We start from the raw sequence: 17,501 nt of genomic DNA, 5'->3' as shown, positions 1-17,501 counted from the left end.
ACAAGTCCGGCAACGCGCCCGAGCTGGAGGCCACCGACCGCGCCATCCTGCGCGAGCTCGCCCGCGACGGCCGGTGCAGCTTCACCGACCTCGCCGAGCGGGTCGGGCTGAGCGTCTCGGCCGTGCACCAGCGAGTGCGGCGCTTGGAGCAGCGCGGCGCGCTGCAGGGGTACGCGGCCAGAGTGGACGGTGACCAGATCGGGCTGCCGATGACGGCGTTCATCTCGCTCACCCCGATCGACCCGGCCGCACCGGACGACTACCCGCAGCGCCTCGAACACCTCCCGCAGATCGAGTCGTGCTATTCGGTGGCCGGGGACGAGTCGTACATCCTCCAGGTGCGGGTCGCGTCCCCGCTGGGCCTGGAGGAGCTGCTGCGGCAGATCCGGGAGGCGGCCAAGGTCTCCACCCGGACCACCGTCGTGCTGTCCACCCCGTTCGAGAACCGCCCGCCCGCGATCTGACACGACCAGGCATCGCGGACGTGCACCACGCATCAGAGGAGGGATCCCGATGATCTTCATCACCGCCAAGTTCCGGGTCAAGCCCGAGGACGCCGACCGGTGGCCCGAGATCACCGCGGAATTCACCCGGGACACCCGGGCCGAAGCCGGCTGCCTGTGGTTCGACTGGTCCCGCAGTCTCGAGGACCCGAACGAGTACGTGCTCGTCGAGGCGTTCCGGGACGGCGAGGCCGGTGCCGCGCACGTGCAGTCCGACCACTTCCGCAAGGCGCAGCGGACCTTGCCGCCGCACCTCGTCGAAACGCCCCGGGTGGTCAACGTCAACGTGGACCAGGAGGACTGGTCGCTGCTCGGCGAGATGGCCGTCCCCGAGAGCTGACCGTCCCGAGGGGTTGACCGACCCCGAGGAGCTGACCGTCTCCGAGGCGCTGACCGTCCCCGGGGGCTGATCCGTCCTCGGGAGGCTGTCGGGGCCCGCCCCGCTGCCGGATGTGGTGGTACCGATCCGGTCGCGGGGCGGCGCACCGCATCGGCCGACGGTGCATCGGCCGACGGCGCGGGACGGCGCAGGTGACCGCCCCTGGCCGGTGCGGTGCGGCGGTCGTCCGGGGCTGTCCGGGCGGACCGGGACTGACTAGTGTCCCGCTGGTGCTGACCAACGCGGTGTACGACGACTTCGCCGAGTCCTACGCGAAGCACTCCGAGGACGGATCCGTCAACGCCTACCTCGACCGCCCGGCGATCCTGGGCCTGGCCGGCGATCTCGCGGATGTCCCGGTGCTGGAACTGGGCTGCGCCGCCGGGGTGCTCTCCGAGCAGCTCGTCGCGCGCGGTGCGGACCTGATCGCGCTCGACCGCGAACCCAGGATGGTCGAACTGGCCCGGCGCCGGGTGGGTGCGGCGGCCCGGTTCGCCGTGGCCGACCTGGGACGGCCGCCGGTCCCGGTGCCCACCGGCTCCGTCGAGCTGGTGATCGCCTCGCTGGTGCTGCACTACGTCGAGGACTGGGGACCGCTGCTCGCCGAGCTGCGCCGGTGCCTGGCACCGGGCGGGGCGCTGGTCTTCTCGATCCACCACCCGTCCTTCGACTGGCGGCGCCACGGGGGCGCCGACTACTGGTCGACGGCACTCGTCGGCGAGACCTGGACCATCGGCGGCGAGCGGATCGAGGTCTCCTTCTACCGTCGGCCCCTGGCGTCCGTGTTCGGCGCGCTGCGCGAGGCCGGGTTCGCGGTGGAGGCCGTCGAGGAGCCCCAGCCGCTGCCGGAACTGCGCGAGCTCGATCCCGAGACGTTCTCGGTGCTCACCGCCGAACCGCTGCTGCTGCACGTCCGCGCGGTCGCGCCCGGCTGAGGCGGTGGATCGCGCGACCGCGCCACCTGCGACCGCGCCGCCTGCGACCGCGCCGCCTGCGGGCGCACCCGCGCGGCGGGCGTCCGGGGCGGATGTGCCACCCGCGCAACCCGTGGGGCCCGTGGTGCGCAGGGATGCCCGCGTCGTGGTTCCACAGTCCCGGGCGGAAGGGTCGGTGGTGCCTAGGGGTGCGTCCGTTCGGCGGCGACGTGACCGGGCACCGCCTCCAGCCCGCCCTGGCCGTCGTCGAGGCACACCGCATGCTGCTCCTCGTTGCGGAGGAACTCGCTCAGGCAGTCGCCGAGGGCGGCGTGCCCCGCGGCGTTGGCGTGGTAGGACTCCTGCATCGCGTGCCCGGCGCGGCGCTCGTCCTGGAGGCTCTCCCAATCCACGGTCAGGCGCGTGAACCACTCGCCCTCGGCGGTCTGCGGATCGCCGCTGCACGCGTGGTGCCCGGCCGCCGAGCGGGAGAGGTCGAGGAACCGGGCCCCGGCGCCTCGGGCGACCTCGTGCAGCGCCTCGGAGAGCTGCGGAACGCCGGTCTGCTGGATCCAGCGCAGGTCCTTGGTCAGGAACGGGCAGCCGGACAGGTTCTGCAGCTCCGGGTGGATGTCGGGGCCGACCGGGGAGGCGTAGGACTGGACGACGAGGGAATAGCTCTGCGGCAGGTACCCGGCGTCGTCCATGGCGGCGCGGATGTCGGCCAGCGCGGCGGCGACCTTCGGCTGCATCCGCTCCAGCCGCTCCGGCCACTGCCCGCGCATCTGCTCGGAGCAACCACCGGGCGCCTGCCTGGCCCACGCCTCGACGCACTTGTTGACCACGTTGATGAAGCCCGGGTCGTCGTTCGCACCGATCTGCACGATGACGTCGGTGACCCGGTACTGGCGCGCGACCTCGGCGAGCTGCTTGATCTGGGAGCCCTCCGCGTGGCCCGGCACCGGTTCCGCGCGCAGCAGATCGGTCTTCGCGCCGGAGCAGGCCAGGTTGATCCTGGTCACCGTGCTGGGCAGGTCGAGCTGGTGGACCGGCGCCGCGGGGGAGCGGTGGCACCAGTTGCCGTTCTCGCCATTGGTGCCGGGCTCGTAGTTGCCGCCCCCTTCGCCCGCGAGGGTGCTGTCCCCGATCGTCACCACGGCTTCGGGGAGCTGTTTGGGTTGCAAGGGAACGCCGGGGAGGTACCGGTCGCTGACCAGCAAGGCGAGCGCAAGCACGCTCCCGACCAGGAAGAAGCTGAGGGTTCTCGTCGTCTGCGCCCGCATCGGCCAGGAGTCTATTGTGCTGGCCGGGGGGCGTGTTCAGCGCCTCGTCCAGAACGGGAGCATTTGTCGGGTCTCCGACGTTGTACCGGGTGCAAGCCATCGACAGGAGGGTGCCGACACCGTGCCGATCCTCGTAATGCTCCTCGTCGCCGGTGTGATCGAGATCGGCGTGCTCGTGGGCGTCGGCCAGGCGATCGGCCTGTTGCCGACCCTGGGCCTGCTGGTGCTCGCCGCTGTGCTGGGCACCTGGCTGCTGCGCCGGGAAGGCCGCCGCACGCTCGCCGAGATGCGCGACGCGGCTCGCGCGCGCCGCCCCGTGGACCGCGAGATGTCCGATGGCGTGCTGATCGCCGCGGGCGGGCTGCTCATCATCCTCCCGGGCCTGGTCAGCGACGTCGCCGGGCTGCTGTTCCTCTTCCCGCCCACCCGCGCGCTGGTGCGCAAGCGGATGCTGCGGGCCGCCGAGCGGCGCAGCAAGCAGATGCAGGACCAGCTCTGGCTGCACGCCCAGCGGGCGCAACGTGAAGGCTTCGGGGGTGAAGGCTTCGGGCGTGACGGGTTCGGGCAGGCCGGCTTCGGGGTGCCCCGCCAGGGCGGGCCCACCGGGAGTTCCGGGGCCACCGGGAGTTCCCGTTCCGCCGCCGGTGGAAGCGACGTCATCGACGGCGAGGTGGTCTCGGTCACCGAGGACGACGAGTCCGGCTCCGGCAGCGGGAAGTCCGGTCCGGAGCGGTCCGAGGCACCTCGGGTGCTGCCGCCCGACTCGTCTGCGCAGGCAGGGCGCTCGGAGGGCGAGCGGCGCCGGTAGAGGGGTCGGCGTCGCGTCGGCGTCCGAGGGCAGCCGGGTAAGCTCGTCAGAACGATCGCGGCCGGACCTCGCACGCCCCGGCCGCCCACGACTTGCGCTGACGAACACCCGGAACAGGGAAACACCAAGGACATGTCGGACACCACGTTGTTGCTCGGTGGTCGGATCCACTCGCCCGCCGACACCGACGCCACCGCGATGGCGGTGACCAACGGCGTCATCGCCTGGGTCGGTTCCGATGGGGTCGGCCGAGCACTGCACCCCGACGCGGAGGTGGTCGATCTCGCCGGGGCGTTCGTGGCACCGGCCTTCGTCGACGCCCACGTGCACGCCACCTCCACGGGGTTGCTCCTCAACGGCCTCGACCTGACCGGTTGCGCCTCGCTCACCGAGTTCCTGCACGCGTTGCGCGATCACGTGGCCGAGTACCCCGGCACGCTGGTGTGGGGGCACGGCTGGGACGAGACGTGGTGGCCCGAGCGCCGTCCGCCGACGCGGGCCGAGATCGACACCGCCTCGGGCGGCGCCCAGGTGTACCTCTCCCGCATCGACGTCCACTCCGCGCTGGTGTCCACCGCGCTGGTCGAGCAGACGCCGCTGGCCCGCGAGGCCGAGGGCTGGAGCCCGGACGGCCCGCTGACCCGGGTGGCCCACCACCACGTCCGCCGTGCCGCCCGCGACGCGTTGGAGCCCGGGCAGCGCCGGGAGGCGCAGTCGGCGTTCCTGCGGCACGCGGCCTCGCAGGGCGTGGCCTGCGTGCACGAGTGCGCGGGCCCGGACATCTCCGGCGCCGACGACCTCGCGGACCTGCTCGCGCTGTCCCGGCGCGGCGGTGTGCCGGAGGTCGTCGGGTACTGGGGTGAACTCGGGGCGGTGCACCGGGCTTCCCAGCTCGGCGCGCACGGCCTCGCCGGTGATCTGTTCGTCGACGGCGCGATGGGCTCCCGCACGGCGGCCCTGCGCGATCCCTACGCCGACGAACCGGCGACCTGCGGGGTGCTCTACCTCGACGCGGCCGCCGTGTGCGAGCACCTGGTGGCGTGCACCCGCGCCGGGATGCAGGCCGGTTTCCACGTCATCGGGGACGCGGGCGTGGCCGAGGTCTGCGAGGGGTTCCGCCGGGCGGCCGACATCCTCGGGGTGCCCGCGCTGGCCGCCGCGCGGCACCGGTTGGAACACCTCGAGATGATCGACGCGGACCAGGCCGCGCTGCTGGGGAAGTTCGGCGTGGTCGCGTCGGTGCAGCCGCTGTTCGACGCGACCTGGGGCGGACCCGGCGACATGTACGCCCGGCGGCTCGGCAGCGAGCGCGGCGTCCGCCTCAACCCGTTCTCCCGGCTGGCCGCCGACGGCGTGCTGCTGGCGTTCGGCTCCGACGCCCCGGTGACGCCGCTCGAACCGTGGGCCGCGGTGCGGGCCGCCGTGCACCACCGCACCGAGGGGCACGGCATCTCGCCGCGCGCGGCGTTCAACGCCCACACCCGCGGCGGCTGGCGCGCGGCCGGGGTGGACGACGGTCTGACCGGCACGCTGGTCCCCGGGGCACCGGCCACCTACGCGGTGTGGGAGGCCGGTGAACTGGTGGTGGCGACCTCGGACTCGCGGGTCCAGCGGTGGTCCACCGACCCCCGTTCCGGGGTGCCCGCGCTGCCCGACGTGTCGCCCGAGGCCCGGCTGCCCCGGTGCCTGCGGACGGTGCTGCGCGGCGAGACGATCTTCGTGCGGGAGCCCGAGGACGACGACATCGTCTGATCCGCCCGGTGGTGCGGGCCCGGTGCGCGCACCCGGCGGTCGGTCCCGCCTCGTCGGCGCGGAGACGTCGGGGCGGGGCGCGCGGTGCGGAGGCGCGATCGGGAGTCGGGAGCGCTGCGGGAGGCCGGTACCGGCGGTTCTGGTCATGGCTCCAGAGTGACCTCTTCGAACACCTTTTCGCATCACTCGAACCGGTGGAGATCGGCAGGAGCGCGCGCCCGGGCTCCTGCCGCCGGTAGCGGAGGTCACCGCCCGCGGCCCCCGCGCACCGCACCGGCGTACATTTGGCGGGTGCGCACCGCGCACGTCGAGTTGCACGTCCCGGCCGGGCGTCCGCCCCCGGCCCGCAGGTACCGAGTAGGTTGATCGGGTGGTTGTCCCCACGGCGAGTGCCTCCCGCCGCGCGCAGTCAGCAAGCGGGTCCGGAGGACGATCCCCCTTCGCGTTCGCGGTGCGCCTGCTGGCGGTCGCGGTGGCCGGCTTCGCGCTCTACGCCGGTTCGCCGCCGCGGGAGCTGTGGTGGCTGGCCCCGCCGGCGTTCGCGGTGCTGGCGTTCGCGGTCGTCGGACGGCGGGCCCGGGCCGGCTTCGGCTTCGGCCTGCTGTTCGGCGCGGCGTTCCTGCTGCCGCTGCTGGGCTGGTTGCAGGACTTCCTCGGGGCCGACTTCGGACCGTGGCCCTGGCTCGGGGTGGTCCTCGTCGAAGCGCTGTTCTTCGGCCTCGCCGGAGCCGCGATGGCCCGGGTCAGCAGGCTGCCCGGAGCCGCGGTCTGGATGGCCGCCGTCTTCGTCGCCGCCGAGGCGCTGCGCTCCAGCGTGCCCTTCGGCGGTTTCCCCTGGGGGCGCTTGGCATTCACCCAGGCGGAGGGCTTGTTCCTGCCGCTGGCCTCGATCGGCGGAGCTCCGCTGGTGACCTTCGCGGTGGCGCTGTCCGGGAGCGGGATCGCCTTGGTGGCGCTGCGGATCCGGCAGTCGCCCCGCCGCTGGGCGGGTGGGCTCGCCGCCGTCCTGGTCCCGGTCGTCGGCGGGCTCGCCGTGCTGCCCTCGATCGGCACCGCCCCGCAGGAGGGCACCGCGCGCGTGGCGGTGGTGCAGGGCAACGCGCCGAACCTCGGGCTCGGGCTGCTCTACGCCGACGACGAGCTGCGGGCCAACCACCTCCGGGCGGCGCACCGGCTCGCGGACGACATCGAGGCGGGCCGGGTGGCCGAGCCGGACCTGGTCGTGCTGCCGGAGCAGATCGGGGACTGGGGACCGCAGCGCGTCGATCCGGAGCTCGACGCCCTGGCGTCCCGGCTGGGCGTCCCGCTCGTCGTCGGCGGTCTCAGCGAGGACGCCGACGGCGGCTTCCGCAACCGCGTGGTGGAGTGGGAGCCGGGGCGCGGCGCCGCCGAGGAGTACGTCAAGCAGCACTTGGTGCCCTTCGCCGAGACCATCCCGATGCGCCCGGTGGCGCGGCTGGTGAGCCCGTTCGTCGACCGGTTCCGGGAGGACATGGTCGCCGCTGACGAGCCGGGCGTGTTCGACGTCGGACCGGTCCGGCTGGGTGTCGGCATCTGCTACGACGTCGCCTACGACGACGTCTACCGGGGCGCCGCGCGGGAGGGCGCGACGCTGCTCGCGGTGCCGACGAACAACGCCTGGTACGGCCACTCCGAGATGAGCTACCAGCAGCTGGCCATGTCGCGGCTGCGCGCGGTGGAGCACGGCCGGGCGGTGGTCGTCGCGGCGACCAGCGGGGTCAGCGCGATCGTCCGCCCGGACGGCACCGTCGCGCAGCAGACCGAGCTGTTCACCGCGGAGAACCTGAGCGCCGAGGTGCCGCTGCGCTCCGAGCGGACCGTGGCCACGATGCTGGGCAGCGCACCGGGCTGGGGACTGGTGGCGCTGGGCGCGGGCGCCCTGCTGTTCACGTGGCGGCCCCGGCGCGGCGGTAAGGGCTGAGCGCAGCCGAAGCGAAGCGAGCGGGCCGACCGGGAGGTCGGCCGGGAGGACATGCATGGCGAACCGGCGAGCCCACGAAGGCGCTGCCGCGGCCGTTCCGGACTCGGTGCTGGTGGTGATCCCCACCTACAACGAGCGGGACAACATCGAACCGGTGGTGCGGCGGTTGCTCGACGCGACCCCCGCGGCGCACGTGCTGGTCGTCGACGACGGCAGCCCGGACGGCACCGGGGCGGTCGCCGACCGGCTCGCCGCGGCCGACGAGCGGATCACCGTGCTGCACCGCACCGCGAAGGCCGGGCTCGGCGCCGCGTACGTGGCGGGCTTCGAGTGGGCGCTGAGCCGCTCGTACGAGGCGGTGGTGGAGATGGACGCGGACGGCTCGCACGCGCCGGAGGACCTGCCGAGGCTCCTGGAGATGCTCGGGCCGGACGGGGCGTCGGCCGACGTGGTGCTGGGCTCCCGGTACGTGCCGGGCGGGCAGACCGTGAACTGGCCCTGGTACCGGGAGTTCCTGTCCCGGGGCGCGAACGTCTACGCCAAGCTGGCGCTGGGCGTGGGCATCCACGACATCACCGCGGGTTACCGGGTCTACCGGCGCGAGGTCCTGGAGGCGGTCGAGCTGCACGACGTCGCCTCGCAGGGCTACTGCTTCCAGGTGGACCTGGCGTGGCGCGCGGTGGCGGCCGGGTTCCGCGTGGTCGAGGTGCCCATCACGTTCGTGGAGCGCGAGAACGGCAGCTCGAAGATGAGCGGCGAGGTGGTCCGCGAGGCGCTGGTGCGCGTCACCCAGTGGGGTGTGCAGCGGCGCGGCGGCCAGGTGTGGGGCCTGCTGCGCGGCCGGCGGTAGGGCGGCCAGCACGAAGCGCCTGGGTCGTCGACCCAGGCGCTCCACGGTGGTGGGAGCCGGTCAGGCGCCGCGCCGTGCGCGCAGCAGCTCCAACCGCTCGTTGAGCAGTTCTTCCAGTTCCGGGATGGTGCGCCGCTCCAGCAGCATGTCCCAGTGGGTGCGCGGCGGCTTGGCCTTCTTCTGCTCCGGCTCGCTACCGTCGATGATCTTCGACTCGGTGCCGTGCAGGCGGCACTCCCAGGTCGGCGGGACCTCGGCGTCGTCGGAGAACGGCACCTCGAACTCGTGGCCCTTGGGGCAGGCGTAGCGCACCGTCCGGCGCGGTGCGAGGTCGTGGTTACGGTCGGTCTCGTAGCTGACCGCTCCGAGCCGGCTGCCACGCAGAACGCGATCGGCCATGACGGTTCCTTTCACTTCGGCCCGGGCGGCGTACCCGGGCGGTTGTGCTCACCGAGTGCAACGACGGTGGGCCCGGCGTCTGTTCCCGGTGTGATGCTTTTGGTAGCCGTCGGTGACGTTGTTCACCCGTCAACGACGTCCTTCTCCCTTGAGATGCTGTCGTCCGGCGTTCGTGACGCGTTATCCCACGGGCAATCTCAACGTGCGTTCGAACGGGTGATAGTGCCAGACGAAGTGTCACTTAAGCCAAACGTGGGTGGGTAGTTGTTGGGCTAGTGGGATGGAAATCACGATCACGCACGTGTGACAACGAAGTGAACTCACTACGCCGCGTAACGAACCTCGCTGTGTTGCCGCCACGACGCAGCGTACCGGCATATTCCGCCAGCGCAGATGACCTCTGTTGATCACGTCACCAGCATGGAGCAACGCCTCCCGGCGGGCACGGTGAGCACGCCCGATTACCCCCTGCGCATGACCCCCGTCAGAGGATCGTGGGTGGCCGGTTACCCACCGCTTCGATCGCCCGCCGCACCGGCACCAGCGCGACCAGCACCAACCCCACCGCGAAGAACACCACCAGGGAGATGATGGCCAGCCGGAATGAGCCCGTCGCCTGACCGATCCCGGCGAAGACCAGCGGACCCAGCCAGGACGTCGAGCGCTCGCCGACCTCGTACAGCGAGAAGTACTCGGCCTCCTTGCCCGGTGGCACCATCTGGCTGAACACCGAGCGCGACAGCGCGTTGGTGCCGCCCAGCACCAGGCCGATGCCCACGGCCAGCCCGTAGAACTGCAACTCCTGCCCGGCCTGGACGAAGTAGGCGGCCACCAGCACGACCAGCCACAGGCACAGGCTGATCATGATGGTCTTCTTGGCGCCGATCCGGCGGGCCGCCATCCCGTGCAGGATCCCGCCCACGAACGCGATGAACTGCACGATCAGCAACGTGATGATGAGCGAGTCCTGCGGCAGGTCCAGCTCCAGGTTGCCGTACTGGGCCGAGACCTGCGTGACGGTGGAGATGCCGTCGGTGTAGATCCAGTAGGCGCCGAGGAACGCCAGCGTCAGCGGGTACAGCCGCGCTTCCCGCAGCGTCGTGGCGAGCTGGCGGAACCCACCGGTGATCGCCGAGGCCGCCGGTGCCGCCCCGGGGGCGGGCCGGTGGCCCTTCAGCGCCGCCAGCGGCAGCAGCGTGAACAGCGCCCACCACACGCCCGAGGACAGGAACACCAGCCGCACCGCGGCGTCCTCGCCGAGCCCGACCGCGTCGTGCCCGAGGTAGATCATCAGGTGCAGGCCCAGGGCGAGCCCGCCGCCGAGGTAGCCGAAGGCCCAGCCGCGCGAGGAGACCCGGTCGCGCTCGTCGGCGTCGGCGATCTCGGGCAGGAACGAGTAGTAGACCACCACCGAGGCGCCGAAGCAGATGTTGGCGAGGACGAACAGGACCACGCCGAGCTGCCAGTTCTGCCCGGCGACCAGCGCGAGCAGCCCGGTGGTCAGCGCCCCGCCGAAGGCGAACGCGGCCAGCATGGTGCGCTTGCGCTGGGTGCGGTCGGCGATCGCCCCGGTGATCGGCAGCACCAGCACCTGGATCACGGTCGCCGCCGACAGCAGGTACCCCCACAGCGATCCGGCGGGGAAGGCCAGGCCGAACAGCGAGATGTCGCACCGGCTCAGCGCGTCGCCCGCGGGGCAAGCGTCGGGGCCGTTGCGGGCGACGTCGGCCTGGGCGGCGCGGGTGGCCACCGAGGTGAGGTAGAGCGAGAGGAAGACGGTGGTGACCGACGTGGGGAACACCGAGTTCGCCCAGTCGTACCAGCACCAGCCGCGTTGCTCCCGGCGGCGCCGCCCCGCATCCGGGGGGAGTCCGCTGTCCGTCACGCCCATACCGTCCGGTCCTCCGCGATCTTCACCTGAAAGGGGCAAGCGGACTGTACTGGCTCCAGGGTCGCACCGGGGCGGGCGGCGACGACAATGCGTAGTTCCACGCAATCGGTCCGCGCCCGACGCTCACGCGTGCAGATCGGGCTGGGTCCGGCCGTAGCGGCTGCGCAGCACGTCGCGCAGCACGTCCGGTCGATCGGTGACCAGCCCGTCCACCCCGAGGTCGAGCAGCGCGCGCATCCGCGGTTCGTGGTCGACGGTCCAGGCGTGCACCTCGATGCCCCAGCGGTGCGCCTGCCGCACGAAGCGCCGATCGACCACCCGGACCGGTCCGAACCCGGGCGGGACCTGCGCCGCGCCACCCGTCACCAGGCGCCGCAACGGCCAGCCGCCCCACCGGGAACCCGCCCACAGCAGCGCCACCGAACGCCTGCCCATCGACGTGAGCAGGCCGGGCCCGGCCGAACGCACCAGCGCGTCGAGCCGGCGCTGCTCGAACGACGCCAAGCACACCCGGTCCCAGGCGTCGTGCGCCGCCAGCACCCGCAGCACCGGCTCCACCGCCTCGTCGGCCTTCACATCGATGTTGAAGTAGGTCTCCGGCAGCTCCTCCAAGGCGTCCTCGAGGCGGCAGACCGGCTCGACCCCGCCGACCTTCGCGGTGCGCACCGCCGACCACGGCAGCCGCCGGATCGCGCCGCGCCCGTCGGTGGTGCGGTCCAGGGTCGGATCGTGGTGCAGCACGACCGCGCCGTCGGCGGTGGCGTGCGCATCGGTCTCGATGTAGCGGTAGCCCTCCGCCGCGGCCCGGCGGAAAGCGCTCAGCGAGTTCTCCATGCCGTGCAGCTCGTCCAGGTGCCACCCGCGGTGGGCGAAGGCGCGGGGCCACGGACCGAGCAGGAAAGGATGCGTCACGCCCACCACTGTGCCCGACCGGCGTGCCGGTTCCGCCGCCCAGCCGGGTCCCGCTAGCGTGCTCCACCGTGGAACCGCCGCCCGCCGCCTTCCCCGACCGCACCCCCACCGCCCGGCACTGCGCCTGGTGCGGACGCCGCATCCCGCAGGCGGCCAAGCAGGGACGACCGCGGACCTACTGCGCGCAGTCCTGCCGCCAGCGCGCCTACGAACGTCGCGGCGCGGTGCAGCGCACCGGGTTGCCGGAGGACGCGGTGGTGCTCTCGGCGGCCGAGCTCGCGGACCTGCAGGACCGGATGTTCCAGCTCCGCTGCGCCGCCGAGGACGTGGTCACCGCCGCCGACGACGGGGCCGACGGCGAGGAGCTGCGCAAGCTGGCCGCCCAGGTCGTCGACATGGTCGGGGAGCTCGAACGGCTGCGGTAGGGGTGCCGACGATCGGAGCCTTGTGGCCGATCGCCTCCGACGACAGGATGAGGACTTCCCCGAACCTGAGGAACGACGTCGTGCTGCCAAGCCCCGCCCGCGGTCTGCGCCGCGCCGAGCTGCTCACCGCCGACCCCCTGGCATCGGTCCTGCGCTACCAGGACCTGCTGGGCTGGGTGCCCGTGGCGTCCGATGACGGCGCCCTCGACTGCTGGGTCGGGGAGCGGCGCTGCGCGTCGGTGCGCACCCCCAGGACGGGGGAGCCGAACGGCTGGCGCCCGGTGTTCGCCGGAGCCGCCCACGACGGCTCGCTGACCGGTCCGGAGGACGCCATCGCGCTGGTGGTGCGGGGACGCGCCCAGCACGGCCCGCACGCCCCGCGCCCGCGCCCCGGCGAACCGTGCTGGGTCGAGCTGGCCACCGCCGATCCCGGGCGCGCGGACGCGTTCTGGGCGGAGACGTTGAACTGGGCGGTGCGCGCCGAATCCCCCGGTGCCGACTACCCCGGTGCCGAATCCGCCGGGGCCGGATCCGCCGGGGCCGACTACCTCGTCGACGACCGGCCGCTGGCGGGCCGGTCGGACGGTGCCGCCGGAGCGGGCTGGCTCTGCTACTTCGCGGTGGCCGACCTCGCCGGCGCCCAGGACCGGGCGGTGGAGCTCGGCGCGAGCGCGCGCCGCCGCGCGCACCCGGTGCTCGGCGAGGTCCTGCTGGTCACCGATTCGCTCGACGGCACCATCGGGCTCGCCGCCGTCGAGCGCTGGGGCGGATCAGCCGCGCGGTGACAGCTCGCCCAGCACCCGCAAGGTGCGGTTGGCGCGCACCGACAGGCGCTGCTCGCGGGCGGTGACGTCGATGTAGCTCTGGCTGGAGTTCATCGAGGCGTGCCCCAACAGCTTGGCGATCTCCGCGGCGTTGGCGCCGTCCTCGGCCAGCCGGGTGGCGAAGGTGTGCCGCAACGCGTGGACCATCGCGCCCCGCTGCACCCGGTCGGACACCCCCGCCGCGCGCAACGTCCGGTTGACCAGGTACTGCAAGCCGCCGCGCCGCATGGGCTCGCCGCGGTGGTCCACCCACAGCGCGGCATCACCGGGCAGCCTGCCGCCGAAGCGCGCGCGCCGCGTCGTCAAGTAGCGCTGGATCAGCTCGTCCAGGTCGTCCTCGATCGGGATCGACCGGTTCTTGCCGCCCTTGCCGCGCACCTGGATGCGGCGGTCGCCCACCCGGCCGGCCAGCGCCGAGACCGGCAGCGCGAGCAGCTCGGCGGAACGCACCCCGGTGCACAGCAGCGTGGCCAGCACCGCGACATCGCGCTCCGGCCAGGGGTTGCGGGCCTTGCGCCCGTCGGAGGCGGCGGTGCGCAGCAGCCGTTCCGGGGTGTCCTCGCCCTGCAGCGGTTTCGGCGCGGGCGGTGCGCTGCGGGGCCGGGGGACGACCTGCATCGGGTTGCCCGCCACCGCGCCTTCGACGACCAGGAAGCCGAACAGGCCGTTCCACGTCGACCAGGCGCGGGTGACGGTGGCCGCCGAGCGGCTCGCGGCGAAGCGGGCGAAGGCCGACCGCAGCACCGCCGGGTCCAGGTCGGCGACCGGGAGCCCGGAGTCGCCGGTGAGCTCGGCCAGCTCACCGGCAACCGACTCCAGGTCCCGCCGGTAGGCGCGCAACGAGTTCGCCGCCAGCTTCCTGGCCTGCACGTGCTCCAAGTAGGACTCGATCCAGTGCGCGACCGATCCGGTCACCACGCGCCTCCCTCGTCAGCTCGTCGCCGATCACGCCTCGCGGAGGAACCGGTCGAGCACCCGCACGCCGAACCGCAGGCCCTCCACCGGTACCCGTTCGTCGACGCCGTGGAACAGCGCGGAGAAGTCCAGCCCGGCGGGCAGCTTCAGCGGGGCGAAGCCGAAGCAGTGCATCCCCAGCCGGGAGAACGCCTTGCCGTCGGTGCCGCCGGACATCATGTACGGCAGCATGGTGGCGGCCGGGTCCTCGGCGAGCAGGGAGCTGGACATGCGGTCCACGATCGCGCCCTCGAACCGGGTCTCCACCGGCGGGAGCTCGACCCACTCGCGCTCCACGTCGGGACCGAGCAGCTCGGCGAGCTCCCGGTCGAAGGCCTCCTCCCGGCCGGGCAGGATGCGGCAGTCCACCGCGGCTTCGGCCACCGAGGGGATCACGTTGTGCTTGTAGCCGGCGGTGAGCATCGTCGGGTTCGCGGTGTCGCGCAGGGTGGCGCCGACGATGCGGGAGAGGTTGCCGAGCTTGGCCACCGCGCCGTCGATGTCGTCCTCCGGGAAGTCCCAGCCGGTGAGCTCGGTGACGCCGTCGAGGAACTCGCGGACCGAATCGGTCAGCACGATCGGGAAGCGGTGCCTGCCCAGCTTCGCCACCGCCTCGGACAGCTGGGTGACCGCGTTGTCGTGGTGCACCATCGAGCCGTGCCCGGCGCGGGCCCGCACCCGCAGCTTCAACCAGCGGATGCCCTTCTCAGCCGTCTGCACCAAGTAGGTCCGCACGCCGTCCTTGAGCGTCACGGAGAAGCCACCGACCTCGCTGATCGCCTCGGTGCAGCCCTCGAACAGCTCCGGCCGGTGGTCCACCAGCCACTGCGACCCGTGGAAGCTGCCCGCTTCCTCGTCGGCGAGGAACGCGAACACGATGTCGCGGTCCGGAGCGATGCCGTCCCGCTTGAACCGCCGCGCCACCGCGAGGCTCATCGCGACCATGTCCTTCATGTCGACCGCGCCGCGCCCCCACACGTACCCGTCCTGCACGGCGCCCGAGAAGGGATGTACCGACCACTCGGACGGGTCGGCGGGCACCACGTCGAGGTGGCCGTGCACCAGCAGCCCGCCGCGGGACGGATCGGTGCCGGGCAGCCGGGCGATCACGTTGGCGCGCCCGGGCTGCTCCCCGGACTCGACGTAGGTCACCTCGTAGCCCACCTCGGTGAGCTTCTCGGCCACGTACTCCGCCGCCGCGCGCTCCCCGACCACCGTGGCCGGGTCGCCGGTGTTGGTGGTGTCGATCCGGATCAGGTCGCTGGCCAGCTCCACGACCTCGTCCTCGGCCCGCCGCAGCCCGGCGTCCTGGTCAGTGCTGGCGCTGGGGTCGCTGTGCTCACTCACCAGGCTTTTCTACCACCCGGCACGCGATCAGGGGGGTGCCTGCGGGACCCGGGCGGCGGTAGGTTAATCTAGTGGCACAACACAGCGGGGCAGCCCGGGAACACGGGCCGCCCCGAGGGCGTCGGAGTGGCGGAATGGCAGACGCGCTAGCTTGAGGTGCTAGTGCCCTACTAATGGGCGTGGGGGTTCAAGTCCCCCCTCCGACACGCACCATAACCCCAACCGGTCCGGGTCGACGATCATGTCGACTCGGACTGTGTCGTTGTGTGGGTGGTAGGTCAGGCGTAGGCCCAGCTGGTGGTAGAGCGGGGCCTTGTCGGTGGGGTCGGCGTGGTGGATCAGGTCGCGGGTGTTGTCGATCTTGGTGATGAGCGCCCGGATCTCGTCGCGGTCGAGTTTTCGCGTCTCGGTGGCTGGTCGGAGGCGTGCGAGTGCTTCGGTGCGCCGGGCTTGGGTTTCGCGGATCCATTCGGTGACCAGCGCGGGGTCGGCTCCGGCTTCGAGGGCCCGGCGGTGTGAGACGAGCTTGGTGTCGCAGTCGTCGATGATGCGCTGGGTCTCGGCGTGGGCGCTGTGGTCCGGGCCGGTGTCTTCGGCCGCGGTGAGCGCGTCGAGCGTCCGTTCCAGCCGGGGCGGTTGCAGGCTGGTGGCGATCCAGTCGTCGAGTGCGCCGAGGATGCCGTGTTCGGGCAGGTAGACGTTGGCCGGGTGGTCGACGGTGTTGGCCAGGGCGTATTCCTGGGTGTAGCGGCAGCGGTAGTAGAGCTGGTGGCGGCTCTTCTGGCCCTGCATGCGCCGGTCGCACAGCCCGCAGTAGAGCAGTCCGCGTAGGACGTAGCGGTGGTGGACCCGGGTGCGGGTGCGGTGTGCGCTGCCACGGGCCCTGCTGGCTGCGATGTCGCGACTTCGGGTGAAGGTGTCGGGCGTGATGATGGCCTGGTGGGTCGGCTCGGCGGAGTAGACCCATTGATCCGGGGTGTTGTGCCGTTGCTGGGTGCGGTGTCCGAGGGCGACGTCGTCGACGTCGATGAGGGCTTCGTGCTTGCGCTGCTTGTTCCAGACCTGGAAACCGGTGTAGCGCGGGTTGTTGAGGATGACTCGGATGGCGCCCTTGGACCAGGCGACGCCGGAGCGGTGGCGGTTGCGCGCCGGATCGTGGGCGCTGGGGCAGGGGATGCCGTCGCGGGTGAGTCCTTCGGCGATCGCGTAGATCCCGATGCCGTCGAGATACTCGGAGAAGATCCGCTCGACGACGGGGGCCGTGACGGGGTCGGGCTCGAGCCGGTGCAGGCGCTTGCCGTCGGCTGCTTTGGTGGGGTTGGGATGCGGGCCGCCGTCGGCGATGAGATAGCCGTACGGCGGGCGCCCGCCGAGGTAGCGGCCCTCGATCTCGGTCTGGGAGTGCATGGCGCTGCGCACCCGGATCTTGATGCGGTTGCGTTCGCCCTTCGACATCCCGCCGAAGACGCCCATGATGAGGTCGTGGGCTTCGGAGGTGGGATCGATGGGGCCGCCGACTTCGGGTACCCACAGCTGGATGCCGTAGTGCTCGAAGACGGGATGGGTCAGGCTGTACTGGTTGCCGTAGAAGGCGCGCTGCGGTTCTCCCACGACCACGGCATCAAAGCCCCGTTCCGGGTTCCTCAGCGCGGCCAGGAGGCGGGACGCTTCGGGGCGGCGTTTCCAGGGCAGGGAGCGGGACTGGCCGATGTCGAAGAACTCCTCGACGACGCTGCCGTGTGCATCGACGAGTTGCCGGGCTCGTGAGATCTGCCAGTTCCGGGACGCTTCGGGGTCCTGCTGGTCTTCGGTGGACACCCGCCCGTAGAAGGCGAACTTTCTGCTCATCGTTCTTCTTCCTGCTTGTGCGCCACGTGCTTCCTGATGATCCTCAGGAGTGCGTGGGCTGCTTGCGGTGTGATCGCCGGGCTGCCGGGAAGTATTACTCGAATCTTCCTGGAGTGGTTTCTCTTGGTGTTTTCTCGCGCCATGGGTCCCCGTCTGCTTCTCGTCGGCACGGGGCACGCGAATGGTGCCCTATATTAGCTCGATATTTCCGGCGTTGGATGTTGCGGTGTGCCCAATAGGAAAAGTGCTACTGGTGTTGCGGTGTTTCTTCCGCTGAGGGTGTGCGGAAGATGATGACGTCTTCGTGTGCGATGAGGTGGAGGGGTAGTCCGGCGTCGCGTTGTTTGCGGATGAAGTCGCGTTGGAAGAAGGAGCCGCGTGCGATGAGTTCGGTGTCGGTGGCGCGGGCGAGTAGGGCGACGCAGCGTTCTGCGGGGATGAGTCCGGCGCGTTGTCCGCAGGCGATGATC

General features: G+C 72.1%; 16 protein-coding genes, 1 tRNA gene and 2 pseudogenes. 11 read left to right on the top strand and 8 right to left on the bottom strand.

The annotated features are described in order from the left end of the window. Positions 1-23: 23 nt before the first annotated feature. From ABD976_RS11715 to ABD976_RS11705, 3 genes are all read left to right on the top strand, one after another. Positions 24-464, top strand: coding sequence for an Lrp/AsnC family transcriptional regulator (locus ABD976_RS11715; RefSeq protein WP_345362522.1), 441 nt, complete (start codon positions 24-26; stop codon positions 462-464). 49 nt (positions 465-513) lie between these two features. Further along, complete coding sequence (locus ABD976_RS11710) at positions 514-843, top strand: putative quinol monooxygenase (protein ID WP_345361791.1); 330 nt, start codon at positions 514-516, stop codon at positions 841-843. Positions 844-1,112: 269 nt separating this feature from the next. Further along, a complete protein-coding gene (locus tag ABD976_RS11705) occupies positions 1,113-1,817 on the top strand; it encodes a class I SAM-dependent DNA methyltransferase (RefSeq protein WP_345361788.1) in 705 nt (234 codons plus the stop codon). 182 nt (positions 1,818-1,999) lie between these two features. Here the strand turns inward: ABD976_RS11705 and ABD976_RS11700 are convergent, their stop codons facing one another. Next, on the bottom strand, positions 2,000-3,079 hold the full coding sequence (locus tag ABD976_RS11700) for a GDSL-type esterase/lipase family protein (protein ID WP_345361785.1): 1,080 nt from the start codon (positions 3,077-3,079) through the stop codon (positions 2,000-2,002). A gap of 121 nt (positions 3,080-3,200) precedes the next feature. Here ABD976_RS11700 and ABD976_RS11695 point away from each other — a divergent pair, with 121 nt between their 5' ends. From ABD976_RS11695 to ABD976_RS11680, 4 genes are all read left to right on the top strand, one after another. After that, positions 3,201-3,887 (top strand): FxsA family protein, encoded by a 687-nt coding sequence (locus ABD976_RS11695; RefSeq protein WP_345361782.1) that lies wholly within the window; start codon positions 3,201-3,203, stop codon positions 3,885-3,887. Positions 3,888-4,019: 132 nt separating this feature from the next. After that, positions 4,020-5,639 carry an amidohydrolase gene (locus ABD976_RS11690; protein ID WP_345361779.1) on the top strand — a complete coding sequence of 540 codons (1,620 nt, stop codon included), beginning with the start codon at positions 4,020-4,022 and terminating at the stop codon, positions 5,637-5,639. 451 nt (positions 5,640-6,090) lie between these two features. Continuing rightward, positions 6,091-7,581 carry an apolipoprotein N-acyltransferase gene (gene lnt, locus ABD976_RS11685; RefSeq protein WP_345361776.1) on the top strand — a complete coding sequence of 497 codons (1,491 nt, stop codon included), beginning with the start codon at positions 6,091-6,093 and terminating at the stop codon, positions 7,579-7,581. Positions 7,582-7,636: 55 nt separating this feature from the next. Continuing rightward, the gene (locus ABD976_RS11680; protein ID WP_345361773.1) at positions 7,637-8,431 is read left to right on the top strand and encodes a polyprenol monophosphomannose synthase; all 795 of its coding nucleotides are present in this window, start codon (positions 7,637-7,639) and stop codon (positions 8,429-8,431) included. Positions 8,432-8,491: 60 nt separating this feature from the next. On the opposite strand, the gene ABD976_RS11675 is transcribed toward ABD976_RS11680, so the two are convergent. The 3 genes from ABD976_RS11675 to ABD976_RS11665 form a co-directional block, all read right to left on the bottom strand. Further along, positions 8,492-8,830 carry an RNA polymerase-binding protein RbpA gene (locus ABD976_RS11675; RefSeq protein ID WP_345361770.1) on the bottom strand — a complete coding sequence of 113 codons (339 nt, stop codon included), beginning with the start codon at positions 8,828-8,830 and terminating at the stop codon, positions 8,492-8,494. 484 nt (positions 8,831-9,314) lie between these two features. Then, positions 9,315-10,721 (bottom strand): MFS transporter, encoded by a 1,407-nt coding sequence (locus tag ABD976_RS11670; protein ID WP_345361767.1) that lies wholly within the window; start codon positions 10,719-10,721, stop codon positions 9,315-9,317. A gap of 123 nt (positions 10,722-10,844) precedes the next feature. Then, the gene (locus ABD976_RS11665; protein ID WP_345361764.1) at positions 10,845-11,639 is read right to left on the bottom strand and encodes a glycerophosphodiester phosphodiesterase family protein; all 795 of its coding nucleotides are present in this window, start codon (positions 11,637-11,639) and stop codon (positions 10,845-10,847) included. A 62-nt stretch (positions 11,640-11,701) separates the two neighbouring features. On the opposite strand from ABD976_RS11665, the gene ABD976_RS11660 reads away from it, so the two are divergent. Next, positions 11,702-12,058: a hypothetical protein gene (locus ABD976_RS11660; protein WP_345361761.1), complete on the top strand. Its 357-nt coding sequence runs from the start codon at positions 11,702-11,704 to the stop codon at positions 12,056-12,058. Positions 12,059-12,138: 80 nt separating this feature from the next. Next, positions 12,139-12,843: a VOC family protein gene (locus ABD976_RS11655; protein WP_345361758.1), complete on the top strand. Its 705-nt coding sequence runs from the start codon at positions 12,139-12,141 to the stop codon at positions 12,841-12,843. Here the strand turns inward: ABD976_RS11655 and ABD976_RS11650 are convergent. Together ABD976_RS11650 and ABD976_RS11645 are read right to left on the bottom strand one after the other, a co-directional pair. Continuing rightward, on the bottom strand, positions 12,829-13,797 hold the full coding sequence (locus ABD976_RS11650) for a tyrosine-type recombinase/integrase (protein WP_345361755.1): 969 nt from the start codon (positions 13,795-13,797) through the stop codon (positions 12,829-12,831). The two genes, ABD976_RS11655 and ABD976_RS11650, sit on opposite strands and share 15 nt — an antisense overlap. Positions 13,798-13,827: 30 nt before the next feature. Continuing rightward, the gene (locus ABD976_RS11645) at positions 13,828-15,183 is read right to left on the bottom strand and encodes a M20/M25/M40 family metallo-hydrolase (RefSeq protein WP_345361752.1); all 1,356 of its coding nucleotides are present in this window, start codon (positions 15,181-15,183) and stop codon (positions 13,828-13,830) included. Positions 15,184-15,303: 120 nt separating this feature from the next. On the opposite strand from ABD976_RS11645, the gene ABD976_RS11640 reads away from it, so the two are divergent. Continuing rightward, a tRNA-Leu gene (locus ABD976_RS11640) sits at positions 15,304-15,389 on the top strand. Positions 15,390-15,513: 124 nt separating this feature from the next. Further along, positions 15,514-15,702, top strand: a complete 189-nt coding sequence (locus tag ABD976_RS11635; protein WP_345361749.1) for a hypothetical protein — start codon at positions 15,514-15,516, stop codon at positions 15,700-15,702. 177 nt (positions 15,703-15,879) lie between these two features. On the opposite strand, the pseudogene ABD976_RS29615 reads toward ABD976_RS11635, so the two are convergent. Beyond that, positions 15,880-17,031, bottom strand: a pseudogene (locus tag ABD976_RS29615) (recombinase family protein); the annotation flags it as partial. A gap of 247 nt (positions 17,032-17,278) precedes the next feature. Beyond that, positions 17,279-17,501: pseudogene (locus ABD976_RS11625) on the bottom strand (TRM11 family SAM-dependent methyltransferase); the annotation flags it as partial.

This window comes from Saccharopolyspora cebuensis (assembly GCF_039542665.1).
Taxonomy (GTDB): domain Bacteria; phylum Actinomycetota; class Actinomycetes; order Mycobacteriales; family Pseudonocardiaceae; genus Saccharopolyspora; species Saccharopolyspora cebuensis.
This window is presented reverse-complemented; position numbering and strand designations above follow the sequence as displayed.

Bases quoted from the DNA above. Each gene is read 5' to 3' on its own strand.
- ABD976_RS11710 (WP_345361791.1), top strand. From the start codon at position 514: ATGATCTTCATCACCGCCAAGTTCCGGGTCAAGCCCGAGGACGCCGAC.
- ABD976_RS11700 (WP_345361785.1), bottom strand. From the start codon at position 3,079: ATGCGGGCGCAGACGACGAGAACCCTCAGCTTCTTCCTGGTCGGGAGC.
- ABD976_RS11690 (WP_345361779.1), top strand. From the start codon at position 4,020: ATGTCGGACACCACGTTGTTGCTCGGTGGTCGGATCCACTCGCCCGCC.
- ABD976_RS11680 (WP_345361773.1), top strand. From the start codon at position 7,637: ATGGCGAACCGGCGAGCCCACGAAGGCGCTGCCGCGGCCGTTCCGGAC.
- ABD976_RS11675 (WP_345361770.1), bottom strand. From the start codon at position 8,830: ATGGCCGATCGCGTTCTGCGTGGCAGCCGGCTCGGAGCGGTCAGCTAC.
- ABD976_RS11670 (WP_345361767.1), bottom strand. From the start codon at position 10,721: ATGGGCGTGACGGACAGCGGACTCCCCCCGGATGCGGGGCGGCGCCGC.